Source organism: Paenibacillus ilasis, from assembly GCF_043195395.1.
GTDB classification, from domain to species: domain Bacteria; phylum Bacillota; class Bacilli; order Paenibacillales; family Paenibacillaceae; genus Paenibacillus_AQ; species Paenibacillus_AQ lautus.
This window is the reverse complement of record NZ_JBHDJG010000001.1, coordinates 1,322,787-1,338,877: the sequence shown is the minus strand read 5'-3', so window position 1 is coordinate 1,338,877 and position 16,091 is coordinate 1,322,787. Positions and strand designations below refer to the sequence as shown.

Below are 16,091 nucleotides of genomic sequence, written 5' to 3'. Positions count from 1 at the left end.
CCTTACTCGGCGTATTTTTTCAGGATAATCGTAGCATTATGCCCGCCAAATCCGAACGAATTGGACATGACGATATCCAAATCGGCTTTACGCGGGTGATTCGGTACGTAGTCAAGATCACATTCCGGATCTTGATCCTCCAGGTTAATCGTTGGTGCAATGGTTTGGTTCTTCAAGCTCAGTCCGCAGATAACCGCCTCAACGCCGCCGGCAGCTCCAAGCAAATGACCTGTCATCGACTTGGTTGAACTAACGGCCACTTTATAGGCATGGTCACCAAGAGCCATCTTAACGGCCTTCGTTTCCGAGCGGTCACCCACCGGCGTTGAAGTCCCGTGAGCATTAATGTAGTCCACTTCCTCGGGCGCGATGCCCGCGTCGCGGATCGCCATCTTCATGCAGCGAGCTGCTCCGTCCGGATCCGGCTCGGTTATATGATGGGCATCGGCACTAAGGCCATAGCCAACCACTTCGGCATAAATTCTGGCTCCGCGCTTCAACGCATGCTCCAGAGATTCGATCACAAGCACGCCTGCGCCTTCACCCATAACAAAACCGTCGCGGCCGGTATCGAACGGCCGGCTGGCTTTCTCCGGCTCGTCATTGCGGGTTGACATTGCACGCATAGCGCAGAAACCAGCCATCCCTGTTGGACGAATGGTTGCCTCCGCCCCGCCGCAGATCATGACATCCGCATCACCGCGCTGAATCAGACGGTATGAATCGCCGATCGAATGCGTTCCGGTGGCACAAGCCGTAACCTGTGTGGTGTTCGGACCCTTGGCTCCCAGATTGATCGACATCTGGCCTGAGGCCATGTTGGCGATCATCATCGGAATAAAGAATGGGCTTACACGTTTCGGGCCCTTCTCGAGCAGGATATTATGCTGATCCTCCCAAGTTCCCAAACCGCCGATACCCGATCCGATCGAAACGCCAACCCGCTCTGCATCGGCATTCAGGCCAATTTCAAGACCACTGTCCTCAAGCGCCTTCGAGCCGGCTGCAACCGCAAGCTGTACAAAACGGTCCATCCTGCGGGCTTCTTTGCGATCCATGTAATCCTCCGGATTAAAATCCTTCATGGATGCTGCGATCTGCGTGGTGTAATCACTCACATCAAATGCCTCGATGCGGGATACGCCAGACTTGCCTTCCATTAAACTGTTCCAGAATGTATCCAGGTCTTGACCAATCGAGGTCATGACTCCCATTCCTGTTACAACGACTCTATGTTTCAAACAGACTCACCTCTATATGGACTGCCCGTCCATCTATGAAGCCGCAAATGCAGACTCATGATAACGACGGCAGTAATAATCTATCACTTGTTCGTGCTGAAGCTTGGATTGAATGTGGAGAAGTCCCGTCTTGCTAAAGAACGGGACTTAACTGTAATGACTTAGGTATGAGATTGTATGTAATTTACAACTTCACCTACGGTCGTAATTTTCTCCGCATCTTCATCAGAGATCTCCATATCAAACTCATCTTCCAACTCCATCACCAATTCAACTACATCGAGAGAATCAGCTCCAAGGTCGTCTTTGAAAGATGCTTCTAATGTTACGTCGGCTTCGTCAACACCCAGGCGGTCGATAACGATGCGTTTCACGCGTTCCAATACATCGGACATCCGGCTCACCTCCTCTTGGTAATTATACGAGATATGACTTCAAATTGCCATAGAAGGCATTTGAAAACGATTTAATGCCCGGCGGCCAGCGCCGGAACATTGGCGGCGCCTACATATACATGCCGCCATCCACATGCAGCACTTGTCCAGTCATATAGGATGCACTGGAAGATGCTAGAAAAGCAACCACGCCGGCAATCTCCTCCGGCTGACCCAGTCGGGCGAGCGGAATTCCGCCAAGCAGGCCTTCCCGCATGTCCTCAGGAAGTTCCCGGGTCATATCGGTGTCGATAAAACCAGGAGCCACGGCGTTCACCGTAATTCCACGGGAGGCCAGTTCCCGCGCGGCTGATTTGGTCAGACCGATGACTCCGGCTTTGGCCGCAACATAGTTGGCCTGCCCCGGATTGCCAAGCGCTCCGACAACGGAGGAAATGTTGATAATGCGTCCATAACGTTGTTTCATCATAGGACGCGTCACCGCCTTAAGACAATTGAATACCCCTTTCAGATTCGTTTCGATTACCTGATCGAACTCCTCTTCCTTCATCCGCATGATTAGATTATCTCTAGTAATCCCTGCATTATTCACCAGGATATCAATTCGACCAAAAGTCTCCAACACCTGCTTTACCATGGCATCGGCTTCTTCGGTCCGTCCAACGTTGGATTTAACCGCGATGGCCGATACGCCCTTTGCACGAATCGCTTCCACGACCTCGGCTGCAGCTGCTTCGCTTCCTGCATAATTGACGGCAACGTTAGCGCCCAGATCCGCAAGTCCGAGAGCAATGCTCCGGCCAATGCCGCGGGAAGCACCCGTAACAAGCGCAGTCTGTCCTTTTAGAGCTTCACTCATACCTATTCCTCCTTTCCAGAGTCATCTGACTTTCATCCATCGTTATTTATACGACCGTCTCCAAACTGCTGATGCTGTCCAGACTATTTACATTAATGACTTTGACGGATTTGTCAATCTTCTTGATCAAACCGCTGAGAACACTCCCCGGACCAATCTCGACAAAGGTATCCACGCCTTGAGCGATCATCCATTCCACACTGTCATGCCAAAGCACGGGGGAGTATACCTGCTCTACCAGCAAACCGCGGATGGCAGCGGCATCTTCCACTGGACGCGCCGTCACATTGGCAACTACCGGAACGGAAGGGGGATTAAACGCAGCCTGCTCCAGTTTACCAGCCAGCTGGTTAGCCGCCCCCTTCATCAAGGTCGAATGGAAGGGTCCGCTTACCTCCAGAGGGATGGCCCGCTTACCGCCTGCTTCCTTAACTCTTTCTGCGGCAGCTGCAACGCCTTGGGCGGAGCCCGAGATGACAATTTGACCCGGACAGTTCATGTTCGCAAGTTCTACAACATGTCCCTCTGCCGTAATGCTCTTGCACAGCTCGGACAAAGCCTCGCGGTCTGCGCCAAGCACGGCCGCCATTGCGCCTTGACCACCGGGAACGGCTGCCTCCATGTATTCTCCTCGCGCTCTAACGATCGACACAGCTTCTTCGAACGATAGCACGCCTGCGCTTACAAGTGCGCTGTATTCGCCAAGCGAATGTCCCGCAACGTAATCCGGTTCGATCCCCTTGCCGCGAATGGCTTCCAGATAAGCCATACTGGTAGCCAGTAGAGCTGGCTGAGTGTTTGCCGTTTGTTTCAAATCTTCATCAGGACCATTAAAAATAATGGAGCTGAGCGGAAATCCAAGCTGAGCATCCGCGGTTAGAAACAGATCCCTTGCGGCAGGAACCGCATCATAGGCATCCTTTCCCATTCCGACGGACTGAGCGCCTTGACCTGGAAATATAAATGCTGTTTTACCCAAAATCGTTAGCTCCCTTCTCTTTTATTTCACTAGGCCTAAAAAAGCATTCTGTTTACCAGATTAGTACGGAAGAACCCCATGTCAATCCGCCGCCAAAACCAACCATCAACACCTTGTCTCCTTCTTTCAGGCGGCCGGACTCCTGTGCTTCGACAAGAGCTAGCGGAACGGAAGCAGCTGAGGTATTGGCGTATTTATCAACATTAATCACGACCTTCTCTTCCGGAAGCTCCAAGCGCTCCATGGCAGACTTAATAATCCGGATGTTCGCTTGATGAGGAATGAATAAGTCGATATCTTTTTTGTCGATGCCTGCTTTGGATAATACGGCTTCCGTGGCAGATCCCATCACCCGTACCGCAAATTTGAACACTTCGCGGCCGTTCATATAAATAAAGTGTTTATTCGTGTTAATCGTTTCAGCGGATGCCGGCAATCTCGAGCCGCCTGCCTCAATATAGAGATGTGCTCCGCCCGCACCTTCAGCACCCAGATCAAAGGCTTGGAACCCGCGGCCTTCCGGCACTTCACCGACAATCGCCGCACCGGCACCGTCACCGAACAGGACACAGGTATTGCGGTCGGTATAGTCCGTAATGCGGGACAAGCAGTCCACCCCGATCACCAAAGCGTTGTTGTACATGCCCGTCCTCACGAAATTTGTAGCTGTAGCCAGTCCGTATACAAATCCCGAGCAAGCAGCCGACAGGTCAAATGCCGCCGCTTTTTTAGCACCAAGCCGATCCTGGAGCAAACATGCGGTTGAGGGAAAGAACATATCCGGCGTAATGGTCGCCACAATAATCAATTCCAGATCCTCGGCGTTCATTCCAGCGGATTTCAACGCGTTCACAGCAGCGTGGTAAGCCAGATCCGACGTCGCTTCATTCGGAGCGGCAATATGCCGTTCCCGGATTCCCGTCATCGAGACAATCCATTCATCGCTTGTATCTACCATTTTCTCTAAATCACGATTTGACAATATTTTCTCAGGTACGTATTTGCCTGTGCCAATAATACCGACCGGACGCAAATTGTTCATTTCCTCACTCACTTCCCGCTGATTTCATTCGAAATACTCTCTACCAACTGGTTCTGCAGCGCCGTCCGCGCTTGGCGAACCCCATTCTTGATGGCGTTCGCATCCGATGAACCATGGCTCTTAACGACCAGACCGCTCAGACCAAGCAGGGGAGCTCCGCCATGCTCCTTATAATCGAGCGTTGATTTCAGGCTGCGCAGCTCCGGCATCATCAAGGCAGCAGCCATCTTGGTCTTAAGCGACTTGCTGAACTGCTCTTTCAACAGCGAAAAGAGTGCGCCAGCCGTTCCTTCAATCGATTTCAACAAAATATTGCCCGAGAACCCGTCACATACGAGCACATCACAAACCCCGTTCATGACGTCGCGCGACTCGACGTTGCCAACAAAATGAATAGGCAGCTCCTCCAGCAGCGGATAAGCATGCTTCGTCAATTCATTCCCCTTGCCCGGCTCGGTACCGACATTTAACAGCCCGACCCGCGGTTTGGTGATTCCGTGCACCTTCTCGCGATACAGGCTGCCCATTAATGCGTACTGCTGCAGATGCTCAGGCTTCGAATCCATGTTTGCTCCGAGATCCAAGGCGAGCATCCCCTTGCCGTCGAGAGTAGGAATCATAGGCGCAAGGGCTGGACGCTCAATCCCCTTCATCCTGCCCACAACGAGCAACCCGGTCGTCATAAGGGCCCCCGTATTGCCTGCCGAGATCATGGCATCGGCTTCACCTTCGCGAATCATGCGCCCCGCCACAACCATCGAAGCATCCTTCTTCCGGCGAACAGCCTTAACCGGCTCATCCTCCGCTTCAATGACTTCACTTGCATGAACCACCTTCAGATTGGACGGCTTGTCCTTTAGCAGCGCTCCAATCTGCGCTTCATCCCCAACGAGGATAATCTCGGTATCGCTCCATTCCCGTGCGGCAATCAGCGCTCCCTCGACGTTACTCTGGGGGGCATTGTCGCCGCCCATCGCATCAATCGCAATTCTCATGCCAAACTTCCTCCTTTACTTATGTCATTCCCCTGCAGATCGGTAGATTACGAAATTCCCCTGAAACACCATTTCATCAGCGACATAAGTAAACACTTCCACCTTGGCCTTTCCCTTCTGGCCGGCAATGGACCTAACGTAGGCTTTGGCAATGCATTTCTCGCCGAGACGCACCTGTCTCAAAAACCGTATATCCGCTGAAGACGTCAATGCGATTTCTTCATTGATTACGGCAATGGCAAGTGAATTGGCTTGAGCGAACACGTAATGCCCGCGGGCAATCCGCGTTTTGCTGAATACATGCTCCTCACGGATTTCAAATATCGATATTCCGCTCTTGTCCAACTGCAAGTCAACGACATCCCCGATCACCTCTTCGAGCGACAAGGAACGAACCTGGTCATAGGAATGCTCCGCCATCTGCTTCATTCGCTCACGAAGCTCCGGGATGCCAAGTTCCATACGGTCAAGGCGTATCGTCTGAATGCTCACTTTAAGCTGGCGAGTCAACTCGCGGTCTGTAACAAAGGGATTCTCGTCGATCAGCTGAATCAGCCGCTGGTGACGGTCTTTCTTGGATAAACGATCGATGACGAAACAACTCCTTCTGCCGCTATGAAAGCCGCCATTCTTCAAACATACATATATGTAAATTAGTCGCAAATATTAGAACCTGGTACTAATGTTAAGTATAAATCATGTCACGTCAAAAAGAAAGGGGGGACTTCGGACAAAAAAAATAGCACCTCACCAAAGATGAAGTACTACTTATTTAAAAACTATTGTTTGATGATCTCTCTTGCCTTATACGTTCCGCATACTTTACATACGCGATGAGCAAGCTTCAATTCTCCACATTGCTCGCATTTCACCATGCCTGGCACAGCCAGCTTAAAATGAGTACGACGCTTGTCACGACGTGTTTTGGACGTTCTACGTTGAGGTACTGCCATGTTCCCACCTCCTTATCAGTTCAACCCGCTAAACACGGGTGCCATATCCATCATCATTTAAAGAAGTCCTTCAGTCCGGCTAGCCTAGGATCGATCACTTCCGTATCGCAGTCGCACGTGCCTTCATTCAGGTCTTTGCCGCAATTCGGGCAGAGTCCCTTGCAGTCGGCTTTACATACCGGAGCTAGCGGCAGGTGGAGCAAAAATGCTTCTTCTACATAGGGAGTGAGATCCACACTCTCACCTTGCACGTATGTAGTGTCATCATTCTCATCCTGAATGGTTTCAGGATCTTCCACCGGCTGGAATACTTCATGAAAGGGGATGTGCACATGTTCGCTGATCGGCTTCAGGCAGCGGGAGCAATTCATCTCCAGCTCGCCTTGCAATCGTCCACGAACATCCACCGTACCCGAAACCGTTGGGGTTGCTGTCAAATCCACGTCTAATGGCTGAACAGCAATGATATCCTTCCGGTCCTTAACGGCATTGCTTACATCCACGGTTTGATGGAACTGTAACGGTTGATCGCTGGTTGTCAATTTACGAAATTGAATTAGCATATCCATCACTCCAAACAAACAAAGATTATTATACCGATTCCCGAAGACTTTTGTCAACAGGATAACCCTAACAACCTCTATATTGTTACCCGATATTTCACTTCATACTACCAGAATTACAACGCTCCGAGGAGAGGCGCTTATTGTTGCAGGAACGTCATGCAATTATGTTATATTCTAATCAAGGAGTTGAAACGAATGAAGACGGTTGGCATTGTTGTTGAATATAATCCCTTACATAACGGTCATGTGCTGCACTATCGCAGATCCAAAGAAATAACGGGGGCGGGTGCCGTCGTCGCGGTGATGAGCGGTCCGTTTCTCCAGCGCGGCGAACCTGCCATTGCAGGCAAGCGCGCACGGGCCGAAATGGCCCTTGCCATGGGAGTTGACCTGTGCATTGAACTGCCGGTAACCTATGCCGTGCAGCCTGCGGAGTGGTTCGCGTACGGTGCGGTAGCCATTCTGGAAGCCACAGGGGTGGTGGACTATCTTTCCTTCGGATCGGAGAGCGGTACGCTGGAGCAGATTCTGCCGCTGTCCCGTTCGCTTGCCAGCGAATCCGGCGAGCTCCAATCCGAAATTGAAAAGCGACTCCAGGAAGGCATGAACTTCCCGTCTGCTTACGGCGCTGCCGCTGCAGCCCTATTCGGTGAGTCCGGACCTGCAATTGCCCACTTGCAAGAGCTGCTCACGCAGCCGAACAATTCCCTGGGCCTGCACTACCTGATCGCTCTAGAGCGCCTGGGAAGCCGCATTACACCCTATACCATTCCAAGAGAAAACGCACAGTACCATGATCCCGTGCCGGGAGCGTCGTCCATTGCCAGTGCTACCGCCATCCGGAACATCATACTTTCACAGGGATTGGAAGCAGCCAGACCCTACATCCCCGAATTCACGCATAGCATCATGGAGCGGGAAATGGAGAACGGACTAGCTCCCGTCCACTGGGAACGGTTTCGCCAGCCACTGTTTCAATCCCTGCTCACGCATACGCCCGCGCAGCTTGAAGGCTTCCTTGAAGTGACCGAAGGCTTGGAGTATCGGGTTCAGCGCATGCTTGCCCGGTTAAAGCAGCCTACGGTTGAAGCTCTCCTCGAAGCGTTAAAAACCAAACGCTATACCCGCACCAAGCTTCAGCGGATGCTCCTGCATATCATGCTGAATCATGACAAAGCATCCATGAATCGCCAAGAATTGGCCAAAGGTCCGGGATATATCCGGGTCCTCGGCTTCAGCGACACCGGGCGTTCCTTGTTGAAACGAATGAAGCAGAGTGCCTCGCTCCCCGTCATTCAGAAGCCGACAACGCTGGAGCATCCACAGCTGGAGAGGGACCTGATGGCAGCCGCCGTTTACGCCAACGGACACCCTAAACCGAATATCCGCCATTATTACAGTGATTACCTGCTGCCGCCACTCACCCCTTAGGCGGCAGCTGCTCCAGATAATCTACTGCATCCTGCAGATCCTCAACCGGGATCAGCTCCATGTCCGTTTTGATTCGGTCCGCCCGCTTCTTGGCTTCCTCGTAATTTTTTTGCGGCACAAAAAAGATATCGGCTTCCTTCCGGTCAGCCGCGACGATCTTGTGCTTCACGCCGCCAATGGGACCTACGGCGCCTGATTTGTCAATGGTACCCGTTCCCGCTACCCGGTAACCTTTGCTTAAATCACCATCGGTGAGCTGGTTATAAATTTCAAGGGTAAAGATCAGTCCGGCTGACGGCCCACCGATATTGGTATCCGCAAAATGAATGGTGTGGTCGGGATTCGCCGGCTCCACGCTTTGCATCGTAGCAATCATGACGCCCAGACCCGGACGCTCCGCTCCGGTCTTCTCATCCTTAATGCTAACAAGCTGAACTTGTTCCTTCACGGTTTTCCCCTTGCGTTCGAGCTCCACGGATACCACTTCCCCGATGCTTTTCCCGCTTAACAGGCTGGCAATTTTCTCATTATCCTCTGCCGGCTGCCCATTGATCTTAATCAATTTATCGCCTGGCCGGAAATGCTCGGCATTAGCAGAATTGTCGGAGATCGACATCACGAATACATAAGCAGGCTCGATGCTGTAGTCAATTCCTGCTTCCTGATAGGCAGCTTCCATCGCAGACGACTGGGAAGAATTCATGTAATACACTTGTGTGGCTGCATATTCATCCTTGTTCTGATCGCCCATTTTTTCTGCCTTTTTCACAACCTCCGCATTGGGGTTAAACGCAGACATCATCAACAAAGCCATATTGGCATAGCTTGCCGACACGGTTGTCATCATAAATGTGCCCTCTTCCGCCGGATCGCTCTTCTCGACATTGATCATGGGCCGAACCTCTTCGGCACTCCCGGGCTGGTATACAAGATAAGGGGTCGGCATATAAACGACAACGTACAGCATGACCCCAACCATTAACAAATACAGCGCAATTTTTAAGCCATTCGGTTTTACAGACTTCTTCATGTAGTTTCCTTCCCTCCGCCTTATATATCCAGCCTTCCACCAAGTTTGGTCTGACGGTTGTCTCCTTTGCATAAAGTTGTACTAGCCATGTTTACGCTGAAAGGAGATTCCTTATGAATAAAGACAACGCCGTCAAGTCATCAAACGGGCTGTGGAACACCATCCTGCTGGGTGCCGCCGCTTTCCTGCTTGTACTGGCTGTCGTCAGCGCGCCCGAACCTGCCTTCCAAGCCACCCTGCAAGCACTCAAGCTATGGTGGAATATCGTATTTCCCGCTTTGCTGCCTTTTCTCGTTCTGGTGGAAATACTCATTGCCTATGGCTGGGCCCATGGAATTGGCGTACTGCTGGACCCTTTGATGAAAAAAACATTCAAACTTCCCGGTGCTGGCGGCTGGGTTCTTATAACAGGAATGACTGCCGGGTTCCCGGCAGGGGCGCAGGCCGCCTCCGGAATGTATAAACAAGGCGAGCTTCGTGCCATTGATGCTGGCAGGCTCGCTGCTTTATCCCACTTCTGCAATCCAATGACCATTCTCGTTGTCATCGGAACTGGCCTGCTGCATAAACCGGAAGCCGGTTATCTGCTGCTGATCGTTCATTGGATTTCCGGGCTACTGGCCGCATGGATATTCAGCCTCTTCCATAAACAGGCTTCTTCAGAAGACACACGGCCGTTTACAGCAACTTTAAACCAAGTCCGAACAAGCGAATTAGCCCGGCGCCCCCTCATTAAAAGGGCAGCGACTGCAGCGCTGGAGGCCCATCAACGGGATGGACGGAGCTTCGGCAAATTACTGGGAGATTCCGTTACCCGTTCGGTTCAGACCTTAATGATGACAGGCGGGTTTATCTTGTTCTTCGCCGTCCTGACCAGAGTATTGACCGGTCACCTGCTGCCGCAGCTTCCACCCTATCTTGTATCCGGAATATTGGAGGCCCATCTGGCAGCCCAGTCCATTAGTGCCTCGGCATTCCAAGCCGGAGTTTTGCAGCTGGCTGTTCTATCCGCCGCACTGGCGTGGAGCGGCATCAGCGCTCAGCTGCAAAGCTTGTCGCTGATGCGGGAAACCGGTCTCTCTTGGCGTTACTTTATGACGAAGCGAGCCCTGCATTCGGTACTCGCCTTTGGAATTACACTGGCCATGTGGAAGCCGGTCAGCGCCCTTTCAGCAGGCATCATGCCTGCTTTCCGAACGGAACCGCTGGATCACGCCAATACAGATCAGCACTTCAACTTTTGGAGCGGATTGCCTTCATTCTTGCAGGTTCAAGGCGTGATCTGCTTATTATTGATAGCGGCGTTCTGGCTGTGTTCCCGTCTTATTGACCGTTATCGCCGCTAAATTTACGGCGCATCGCGGCATGGACCTCAGGGCTAACCAAGTCCGTTGTATCTCCATTAAAATGGGCGATTTCCTTAACAAGACTTGAACTCAGGAACGAATATTTCGGGTGCGTCATCATAAAAATCGTCTCCGCATCCGGGTTCAGCTTATGATTGGTGGATGCCAGTTGAAGTTCATACTCAAAGTCGGTCACCGTGCGGATCCCCCGTACGATGACCTGGGCATTCTTCTGGCGGATATAATTTGCCAAAAGGTCACGGAAGCTGTCGATTTCCACATTCGGAAGATGTGCGGTTTCCTGCCTCAAGAGGTCCTTGCGCTCTTCAATCGTGAACAGCGGGTTCTTGCTTAGATTATTCAACACGGCCACAATCAGCAGATCAAACTGCTTGGAAGCGCGTGTGATGATGTCCATATGTCCCATGGTGACCGGATCAAAACTTCCCGGGTATACGGCAACACGGTATGTACTAGTATTCTCATTTGTCATCCTGTAATTCCTCCTCATCAAGCTCTGACGCTTGATCTTGCGCTGTGTCGTAACGGTATATCGATATGGCGGTTTCTCCGTACTTCGCGGTCCGGAAACAACAAAAATCACCAAATTTCTCAGGATAATTGTAGCTTGATTCGTATTCCAATACCACCACTGCCGAATCTTGCAGTAAACCTCGCTCTGCCATATCCAGCATCAGCTCGTCACCATTCTTAAACCGGTATGGCGGGTCCAAAAAGACCAAATCAAAGCTGTAGCCGCGCTTTTCAAGCGCTTTAAGCGCGCGCGCCGCATCGTTGCGGTACACCTCTGCGCTTTCTTCAAGCCTGGCCGCCTTCAAATTATCCTTGATCGTACTGATGCTCTTCGGTTCCACATCAATAAAAACAGCACGATCCATCCCCCGGCTTAACGCCTCAATGCCAAGGCCTCCCGTGCCTGCGAACAGATCAAGCAGGGCGCCCCCCTCAAAGTAAGGGCCGATCATACTGAATATGGATTCTTTCACTTTATCCGTCGTCGGACGGGTGCTTGTACCAGGCACACTTTTGAGCGGCCGGCCCTTCGCACTTCCGGATACTACTCTCACTGCTTCATTCACCCGTTTCATTATCTATAAATTCATTGCCAAGACAACGCCATTGACAGTGATTATCGTAACACAATCATCCCATATATGAAAAACGAAACATAACGACTCTCCATTTTTTTTCAAAGTCATGTATATTTCTACCACAGCCGGGCATCCTTGAAATATCGACATCAATGAATGTCGTAGACAACCGCGGAGAAGACTTACGTTTCCCCATAAGCTCTTCGTCCGGTTTCTCCTCTCCCATGAGGGAATCTCTTCGGAGGTTCCCGAACTAAATCCCTGTAACGGCAATGTTTATTACAGGGATTTAGTTCTTTTTTTATGTTGAGCCGCTAAACGAAGTTGAGTGGCATTTTGTCATATCAATCTGCTACTTCTAGTCAGACGATGCACTTACCTGTATAAAAAGTATAACCATTCCCTCTCAGCGAACGTTCTAACAATAAAGGGCATGATGGGGGAACACGTGATGAACCTGTTTTTATATGCAGGATTGGCTTGCCTGGCGATTGCAGGGCTTCTATCCGGAGTGTTTATTACTACGGATTACCAACAAAGAGACTACTTCTTTACTGAACCCAAGGACGACCGCGTATCCAGGGAGAAAGTATCCATCTGGTTCTTACTAGCCGGTTTCGTATTTCTTGCGGTCGCCGGTATTGTGTATTTGTTTCGCTAGGGGGGACACTGTGAATATTTGCCCACTCCCCGCAGCGGACGAATAAAGGCACAGAAGCATCTGTAACGAGAGGAGGATCTGATTCATGAATCTTTTTGTTATTAGCCATGAAGATACAGAAATAGAACGAACGAGAATGAAATATGCCTTGATCGCTTTAATCTCTATTCTCACGTTCAGGAAAATCGCCAAAATCGAAACAGTAAAGAATGATTTATACGCGGCTCTATTGCTGTTGAAGGGAACTGGCATTCCTTAATCAGGTTTCTGCAACCACGATGAATCCCCTTAACTAACGCCGTTAGTTCGAGGCAATACAACGAACTATCGCGAGTTTAACCGGCAAGGCGCCCCCGGATATCCGGCGGGCGTTTTTTTGTTCCCTTTTTTAGCCATAACACCAAGCGACAAATTGCAGGAATAGCACCGATTTTGTCGAATCAATATAGCTGTTTGAAAAATATTCCTAATTGTAGTGAAGAGAGGTCATGTAAGTGAGAAGAACGTTGTATGTTCTCGTATGGTTTAGCATGCTGGTGGGACTTGGTTTTGCAGGCACGACGCACGGGATCGCTTCTGCCGAAGAGTCCAAGCTCCAGATCAGCGACATTGCGGGAAGAAACACCTACCTGATGAGCGATGGCTCCATGTGGTCCTTGATTGACGGACGACATGCCATTCGCACGCCGGGTAAAGTTGCAGCCATCAGCGGTTATGAATATGCAGGCATCGGTATGACGCAGGATGGGCGATTAGTGGAATGGGATATCGGCAAGGGACCCAAGGTCGTTCCGGGAACAAGCGGGGTGAAGCAGATAGCGGGTTACTACTGGCTGAAGTCAGACGGCACCGTATGGAACGGCTCGGAAAAAGCAAAAAACCTCAGCGGCATTTTGCTCATCGCCAATGCGGATCAAGAATTTGCCGCCTTGTCCTCAAACGGGGAGCTGCTATTAGAGGATAACTACAAAAAGGGACAATTCAAGAAGCTCGGTATCGTGGAAAACCCGGCAGGGGTCAAATCCATGACGGTTCACAGCGGGCGTGTTGCCCTATTGCGTGACAACGGTGATGTGGTTGTATACGAAACGTCCAACTTCGACGATAACGGGCGCATCATCCCGGTTACCGTCGCCCAGAACGCAGCTCATATCGTTTACGCATCCAATGAGCCGACGGATCTTCTGATTGTGACGCTCCAAGACGGAACCGTATGGACAACCGGAGTGTATAAAGACCGCTGGAAGCTCAAGGAGCAGGTCTCCGGACTAAGCGGGATCGTGAGAACCTCCATTTACGGAAATGCCAAGGATCTGTCGGAAGGGTTCTATGCACAGCGCTCGGACGGAAGCTGGATACATCACACGAACGGACAGAACAAATCGGTTGATGTGCCTGTCGTTAAGGCCTTATCGGTTTCGGTATCCGATGCCAAGCCTTATGTAGGCGACACCCTGGAAGTCAGTATCCAGGAGACTTACACAAACGGGGCCAAGATTAAAGTGCCGGTTAAAGATGCCCAGATCGATATAGACAAGCCTTATTTGATGAGCATACAGAAGAATGGAACACTGAAGTCTGCGGGCGTTGGCAAGACACAGATTACGGTAACCTCGGGCGGTTTGTCCAAATCGATAACGGTATCGTCCAGTCTGCGCAACAATTTGAAATATGCGAAACAAGTAAACGGGAATATCATGGTGCCGGCCAAATCCGTCATTCAGGCACTGGGCGGCACCTATTCGGCCAAAAACGGAGCCGTGGAGGCCAAGTTCGGAGAGACCGTGCTCTCGTTCACGGCCGGCAGCAACCAGGCCAAGCTGAATGATAGCCCGCTGCGTCTAAAGGCGGTTCCGATAACCGACAAAGGCGAGCTGCTGATTCCAGCCACCATATTATCCGATGTTCTGGGCGCGAAAATCAGCTGGGATGCCAAGTGGAAGCAAGCGAATATCTCCTTCGGCGGAGATGCAGCTATGACCGTTGTCTCCAGCGAAACGGCCGGCTTGATCAAAAAAGCGATGCAAGGCAGCTTGGTTAAATTTATCGGCCGAACGTATTGGGTGAACGATTTCGAAGACTTGGAACGTTTCTCGAAATTGACGGTAACCGACATTTTGCCGGACGACAAAGGCGAATTCAACGTGATCTTCAAAACGGGATCAGGAAAAACCGTGAAAAGCTATCCTATGCGCTCTTCGGAAGTGATGCAGCTGTTTGCAGACCGTTCTTCGTTATTAAATTTCGACCCTTACCAAAAATACAAATGGTCCGCATCGGTCTGGAAACAGATTAAAGCAGGCCAGGTTTCCCTCGGCATGACAAAAGAACAGGTGCAGCTTTCATGGGGGAACCCGGCAGCCAAGGACATTACCACCGGCGGCGGGAAAACCATTGAAACCTGGGGTTACTCGAATTTTGATATCGTATCTTTCGTAAACGGTAAGGTTATATTGATTATGATGTAGCAGCAGGAACAGACCGGGACAAGAGCTTGAACCCGGGTCCATGTTCGTTCTCCCAAAAACAGACCACTCTTTCGAGCGGTCTGTTTTTATTAGGGATTTTCTGATAGGCGCTTAACCATATGATTCAAAACAAGTCATTAGCCCCGATTGTCGCTTCATCAAAAACAAGACCGCCCTAAGAAGAGGCCATGCCTCTTTTGGACGGTCTGTCGTTGTGACTGCTCAAGGTGCTCGGTGTTCACTTATTGATTCAGTTGGTTTGTTCACTCAAAAGATGGATTAGATAAATGCGCGAGTAATGATAACTAACAAGATGAATAATACCAGAATAGCACCTATAGAAGAGCCATATCCATAACCACCATAACCTTCTCCTACTCCGCTCACATGAATCCCTCCTTTTTTGAACATACCACATGTTATGTCGGTTCCGCTCAAATGAACTGGGCTGCCGCCTGTTCGAGATAAGATTAATGAATTGGCCCATGCATTCGGAACTGCCGGATACGACTATAGAAAATCACCCTTGATTCCCATATGAAAAAGGCGCGGTGGAACGGTCGTTCACCACGCCTCATGTAATTTTTGATTCTTATACCTGCGAAAGCAGTTCTTTTCCATCCCGCTCGTTGACATGGTCTGAATGTACATTTCGTCTGCGGCGATCGATCAAACCTTCCTCGCCCAACTCACGGTATTTGCGCATCCACACTTTCAGCCGTCCGATATCTGATATTTGTAAGGCGGATGCCACTTCTTTCTTAGTCATACCCTCCAGCCGCATGGCGACTGCCTTTTTTTTCGTTTCGAAACTGTAATGATGAAATATTTGTCCCTTTTTCGCCATGATTATCACCTCTTTACTACCTTTATCGGCTATCATCGACCTTCTTTCAATACCTATGGCCTATTCCGACATGCGCATGTCTTCAAGGTCTATAGAACCGATCGTGTTTCCACCTAAATAAATCCATGTTATGGTATAATTTGTGTTACAAATTTACATAGAAATT

19 protein-coding genes are annotated in these 16,091 nt (G+C 50.5%); 5 read left to right on the top strand and 14 right to left on the bottom strand.

Annotation, left to right across the window (positions count from 1 at the left end; genetic code table 11):
• Positions 1-2 precede the first annotated feature (2 nt).
• The 9 genes from fabF to ACETK5_RS06445 all read right to left on the bottom strand — a co-directional run bounded on the left by fabF (position 3) and on the right by ACETK5_RS06445 (position 7,027).
• Positions 3-1,241 (bottom strand): beta-ketoacyl-ACP synthase II, encoded by a 1,239-nt coding sequence (fabF, locus tag ACETK5_RS06485; RefSeq protein WP_326114078.1) that lies wholly within the window; start codon positions 1,239-1,241, stop codon positions 3-5.
• Positions 1,242-1,402: 161 nt separating this feature from the next.
• A complete protein-coding gene (acpP, locus tag ACETK5_RS06480) occupies positions 1,403-1,636 on the bottom strand; it encodes an acyl carrier protein (protein ID WP_006211375.1) in 234 nt (77 codons plus the stop codon).
• A 109-nt stretch (positions 1,637-1,745) separates the two neighbouring features.
• Positions 1,746-2,495, bottom strand: coding sequence for a 3-oxoacyl-[acyl-carrier-protein] reductase (gene fabG, locus ACETK5_RS06475; protein WP_071220042.1), 750 nt, complete (start codon positions 2,493-2,495; stop codon positions 1,746-1,748).
• A 46-nt stretch (positions 2,496-2,541) separates the two neighbouring features.
• Positions 2,542-3,474 (bottom strand): ACP S-malonyltransferase, encoded by a 933-nt coding sequence (fabD, locus tag ACETK5_RS06470; RefSeq protein ID WP_100538176.1) that lies wholly within the window; start codon positions 3,472-3,474, stop codon positions 2,542-2,544.
• Positions 3,475-3,526: 52 nt separating this feature from the next.
• Positions 3,527-4,516, bottom strand: a complete 990-nt coding sequence (locus tag ACETK5_RS06465; RefSeq protein WP_326114077.1) for a beta-ketoacyl-ACP synthase III — start codon at positions 4,514-4,516, stop codon at positions 3,527-3,529.
• An 8-nt stretch (positions 4,517-4,524) separates the two neighbouring features.
• Complete coding sequence (plsX, locus tag ACETK5_RS06460) at positions 4,525-5,511, bottom strand: phosphate acyltransferase PlsX (RefSeq protein ID WP_326114076.1); 987 nt, start codon at positions 5,509-5,511, stop codon at positions 4,525-4,527.
• A 24-nt stretch (positions 5,512-5,535) separates the two neighbouring features.
• The gene (gene fapR, locus ACETK5_RS06455) at positions 5,536-6,102 is read right to left on the bottom strand and encodes a transcription factor FapR (RefSeq protein ID WP_036664034.1); all 567 of its coding nucleotides are present in this window, start codon (positions 6,100-6,102) and stop codon (positions 5,536-5,538) included.
• Positions 6,103-6,290: 188 nt separating this feature from the next.
• The gene (gene rpmF, locus ACETK5_RS06450) at positions 6,291-6,464 is read right to left on the bottom strand and encodes a 50S ribosomal protein L32 (protein WP_006211382.1); all 174 of its coding nucleotides are present in this window, start codon (positions 6,462-6,464) and stop codon (positions 6,291-6,293) included.
• Positions 6,465-6,517: 53 nt separating this feature from the next.
• Positions 6,518-7,027 (bottom strand): YceD family protein, encoded by a 510-nt coding sequence (locus tag ACETK5_RS06445; RefSeq protein ID WP_100538179.1) that lies wholly within the window; start codon positions 7,025-7,027, stop codon positions 6,518-6,520.
• A 198-nt stretch (positions 7,028-7,225) separates the two neighbouring features.
• Here ACETK5_RS06445 and ACETK5_RS06440 point away from each other — a divergent pair, with 198 nt between their 5' ends.
• On the top strand, positions 7,226-8,461 hold the full coding sequence (locus ACETK5_RS06440) for a nucleotidyltransferase (RefSeq protein WP_326114075.1): 1,236 nt from the start codon (positions 7,226-7,228) through the stop codon (positions 8,459-8,461).
• Here ACETK5_RS06440 and ACETK5_RS06435 read toward each other — a convergent pair.
• Complete coding sequence (locus ACETK5_RS06435; RefSeq protein WP_326114074.1) at positions 8,451-9,491, bottom strand: SepM family pheromone-processing serine protease; 1,041 nt, start codon at positions 9,489-9,491, stop codon at positions 8,451-8,453. The two genes, ACETK5_RS06440 and ACETK5_RS06435, sit on opposite strands and share 11 nt — an antisense overlap.
• Positions 9,492-9,604: 113 nt before the next feature.
• Here ACETK5_RS06435 and ACETK5_RS06430 point away from each other — a divergent pair, with 113 nt between their 5' ends.
• Positions 9,605-10,837 (top strand): nucleoside recognition domain-containing protein, encoded by a 1,233-nt coding sequence (locus ACETK5_RS06430; protein WP_326114072.1) that lies wholly within the window; start codon positions 9,605-9,607, stop codon positions 10,835-10,837.
• Here ACETK5_RS06430 and coaD read toward each other — a convergent pair.
• Positions 10,815-11,330, bottom strand: a complete 516-nt coding sequence (gene coaD / locus ACETK5_RS06425; RefSeq protein ID WP_100538183.1) for a pantetheine-phosphate adenylyltransferase — start codon at positions 11,328-11,330, stop codon at positions 10,815-10,817. The two genes, ACETK5_RS06430 and coaD, sit on opposite strands and share 23 nt — an antisense overlap.
• A complete protein-coding gene (gene rsmD / locus ACETK5_RS06420) occupies positions 11,320-11,925 on the bottom strand; it encodes a 16S rRNA (guanine(966)-N(2))-methyltransferase RsmD (protein ID WP_100539459.1) in 606 nt (201 codons plus the stop codon). The genes coaD and rsmD overlap by 11 nt, the downstream gene beginning before the upstream one ends.
• A 475-nt stretch (positions 11,926-12,400) precedes the next feature.
• On the opposite strand from rsmD, the gene ACETK5_RS06415 reads away from it, so the two are divergent.
• From ACETK5_RS06415 to ACETK5_RS06405, 3 genes are all read left to right on the top strand, one after another.
• Positions 12,401-12,610, top strand: a complete 210-nt coding sequence (locus ACETK5_RS06415) for a DUF5316 family protein (RefSeq protein WP_100538184.1) — start codon at positions 12,401-12,403, stop codon at positions 12,608-12,610.
• 85 nt (positions 12,611-12,695) lie between these two features.
• Complete coding sequence (locus tag ACETK5_RS06410; protein WP_394054715.1) at positions 12,696-12,869, top strand: hypothetical protein; 174 nt, start codon at positions 12,696-12,698, stop codon at positions 12,867-12,869.
• A 235-nt stretch (positions 12,870-13,104) separates the two neighbouring features.
• Positions 13,105-15,078: a stalk domain-containing protein gene (locus ACETK5_RS06405; RefSeq protein ID WP_394054713.1), complete on the top strand. Its 1,974-nt coding sequence runs from the start codon at positions 13,105-13,107 to the stop codon at positions 15,076-15,078.
• Positions 15,079-15,357: 279 nt separating this feature from the next.
• Here the strand turns inward: ACETK5_RS06405 and ACETK5_RS06400 are convergent, their stop codons facing one another.
• Both ACETK5_RS06400 and ACETK5_RS06395 read right to left on the bottom strand, forming a co-directional pair.
• Positions 15,358-15,465, bottom strand: a complete 108-nt coding sequence (locus tag ACETK5_RS06400; RefSeq protein ID WP_243390772.1) for a YjcZ family sporulation protein — start codon at positions 15,463-15,465, stop codon at positions 15,358-15,360.
• Positions 15,466-15,670: 205 nt separating this feature from the next.
• Positions 15,671-15,925: a helix-turn-helix domain-containing protein gene (locus tag ACETK5_RS06395; RefSeq protein ID WP_326114069.1), complete on the bottom strand. Its 255-nt coding sequence runs from the start codon at positions 15,923-15,925 to the stop codon at positions 15,671-15,673.
• Between the last annotated feature and the right edge of the window lie 166 nt (positions 15,926-16,091).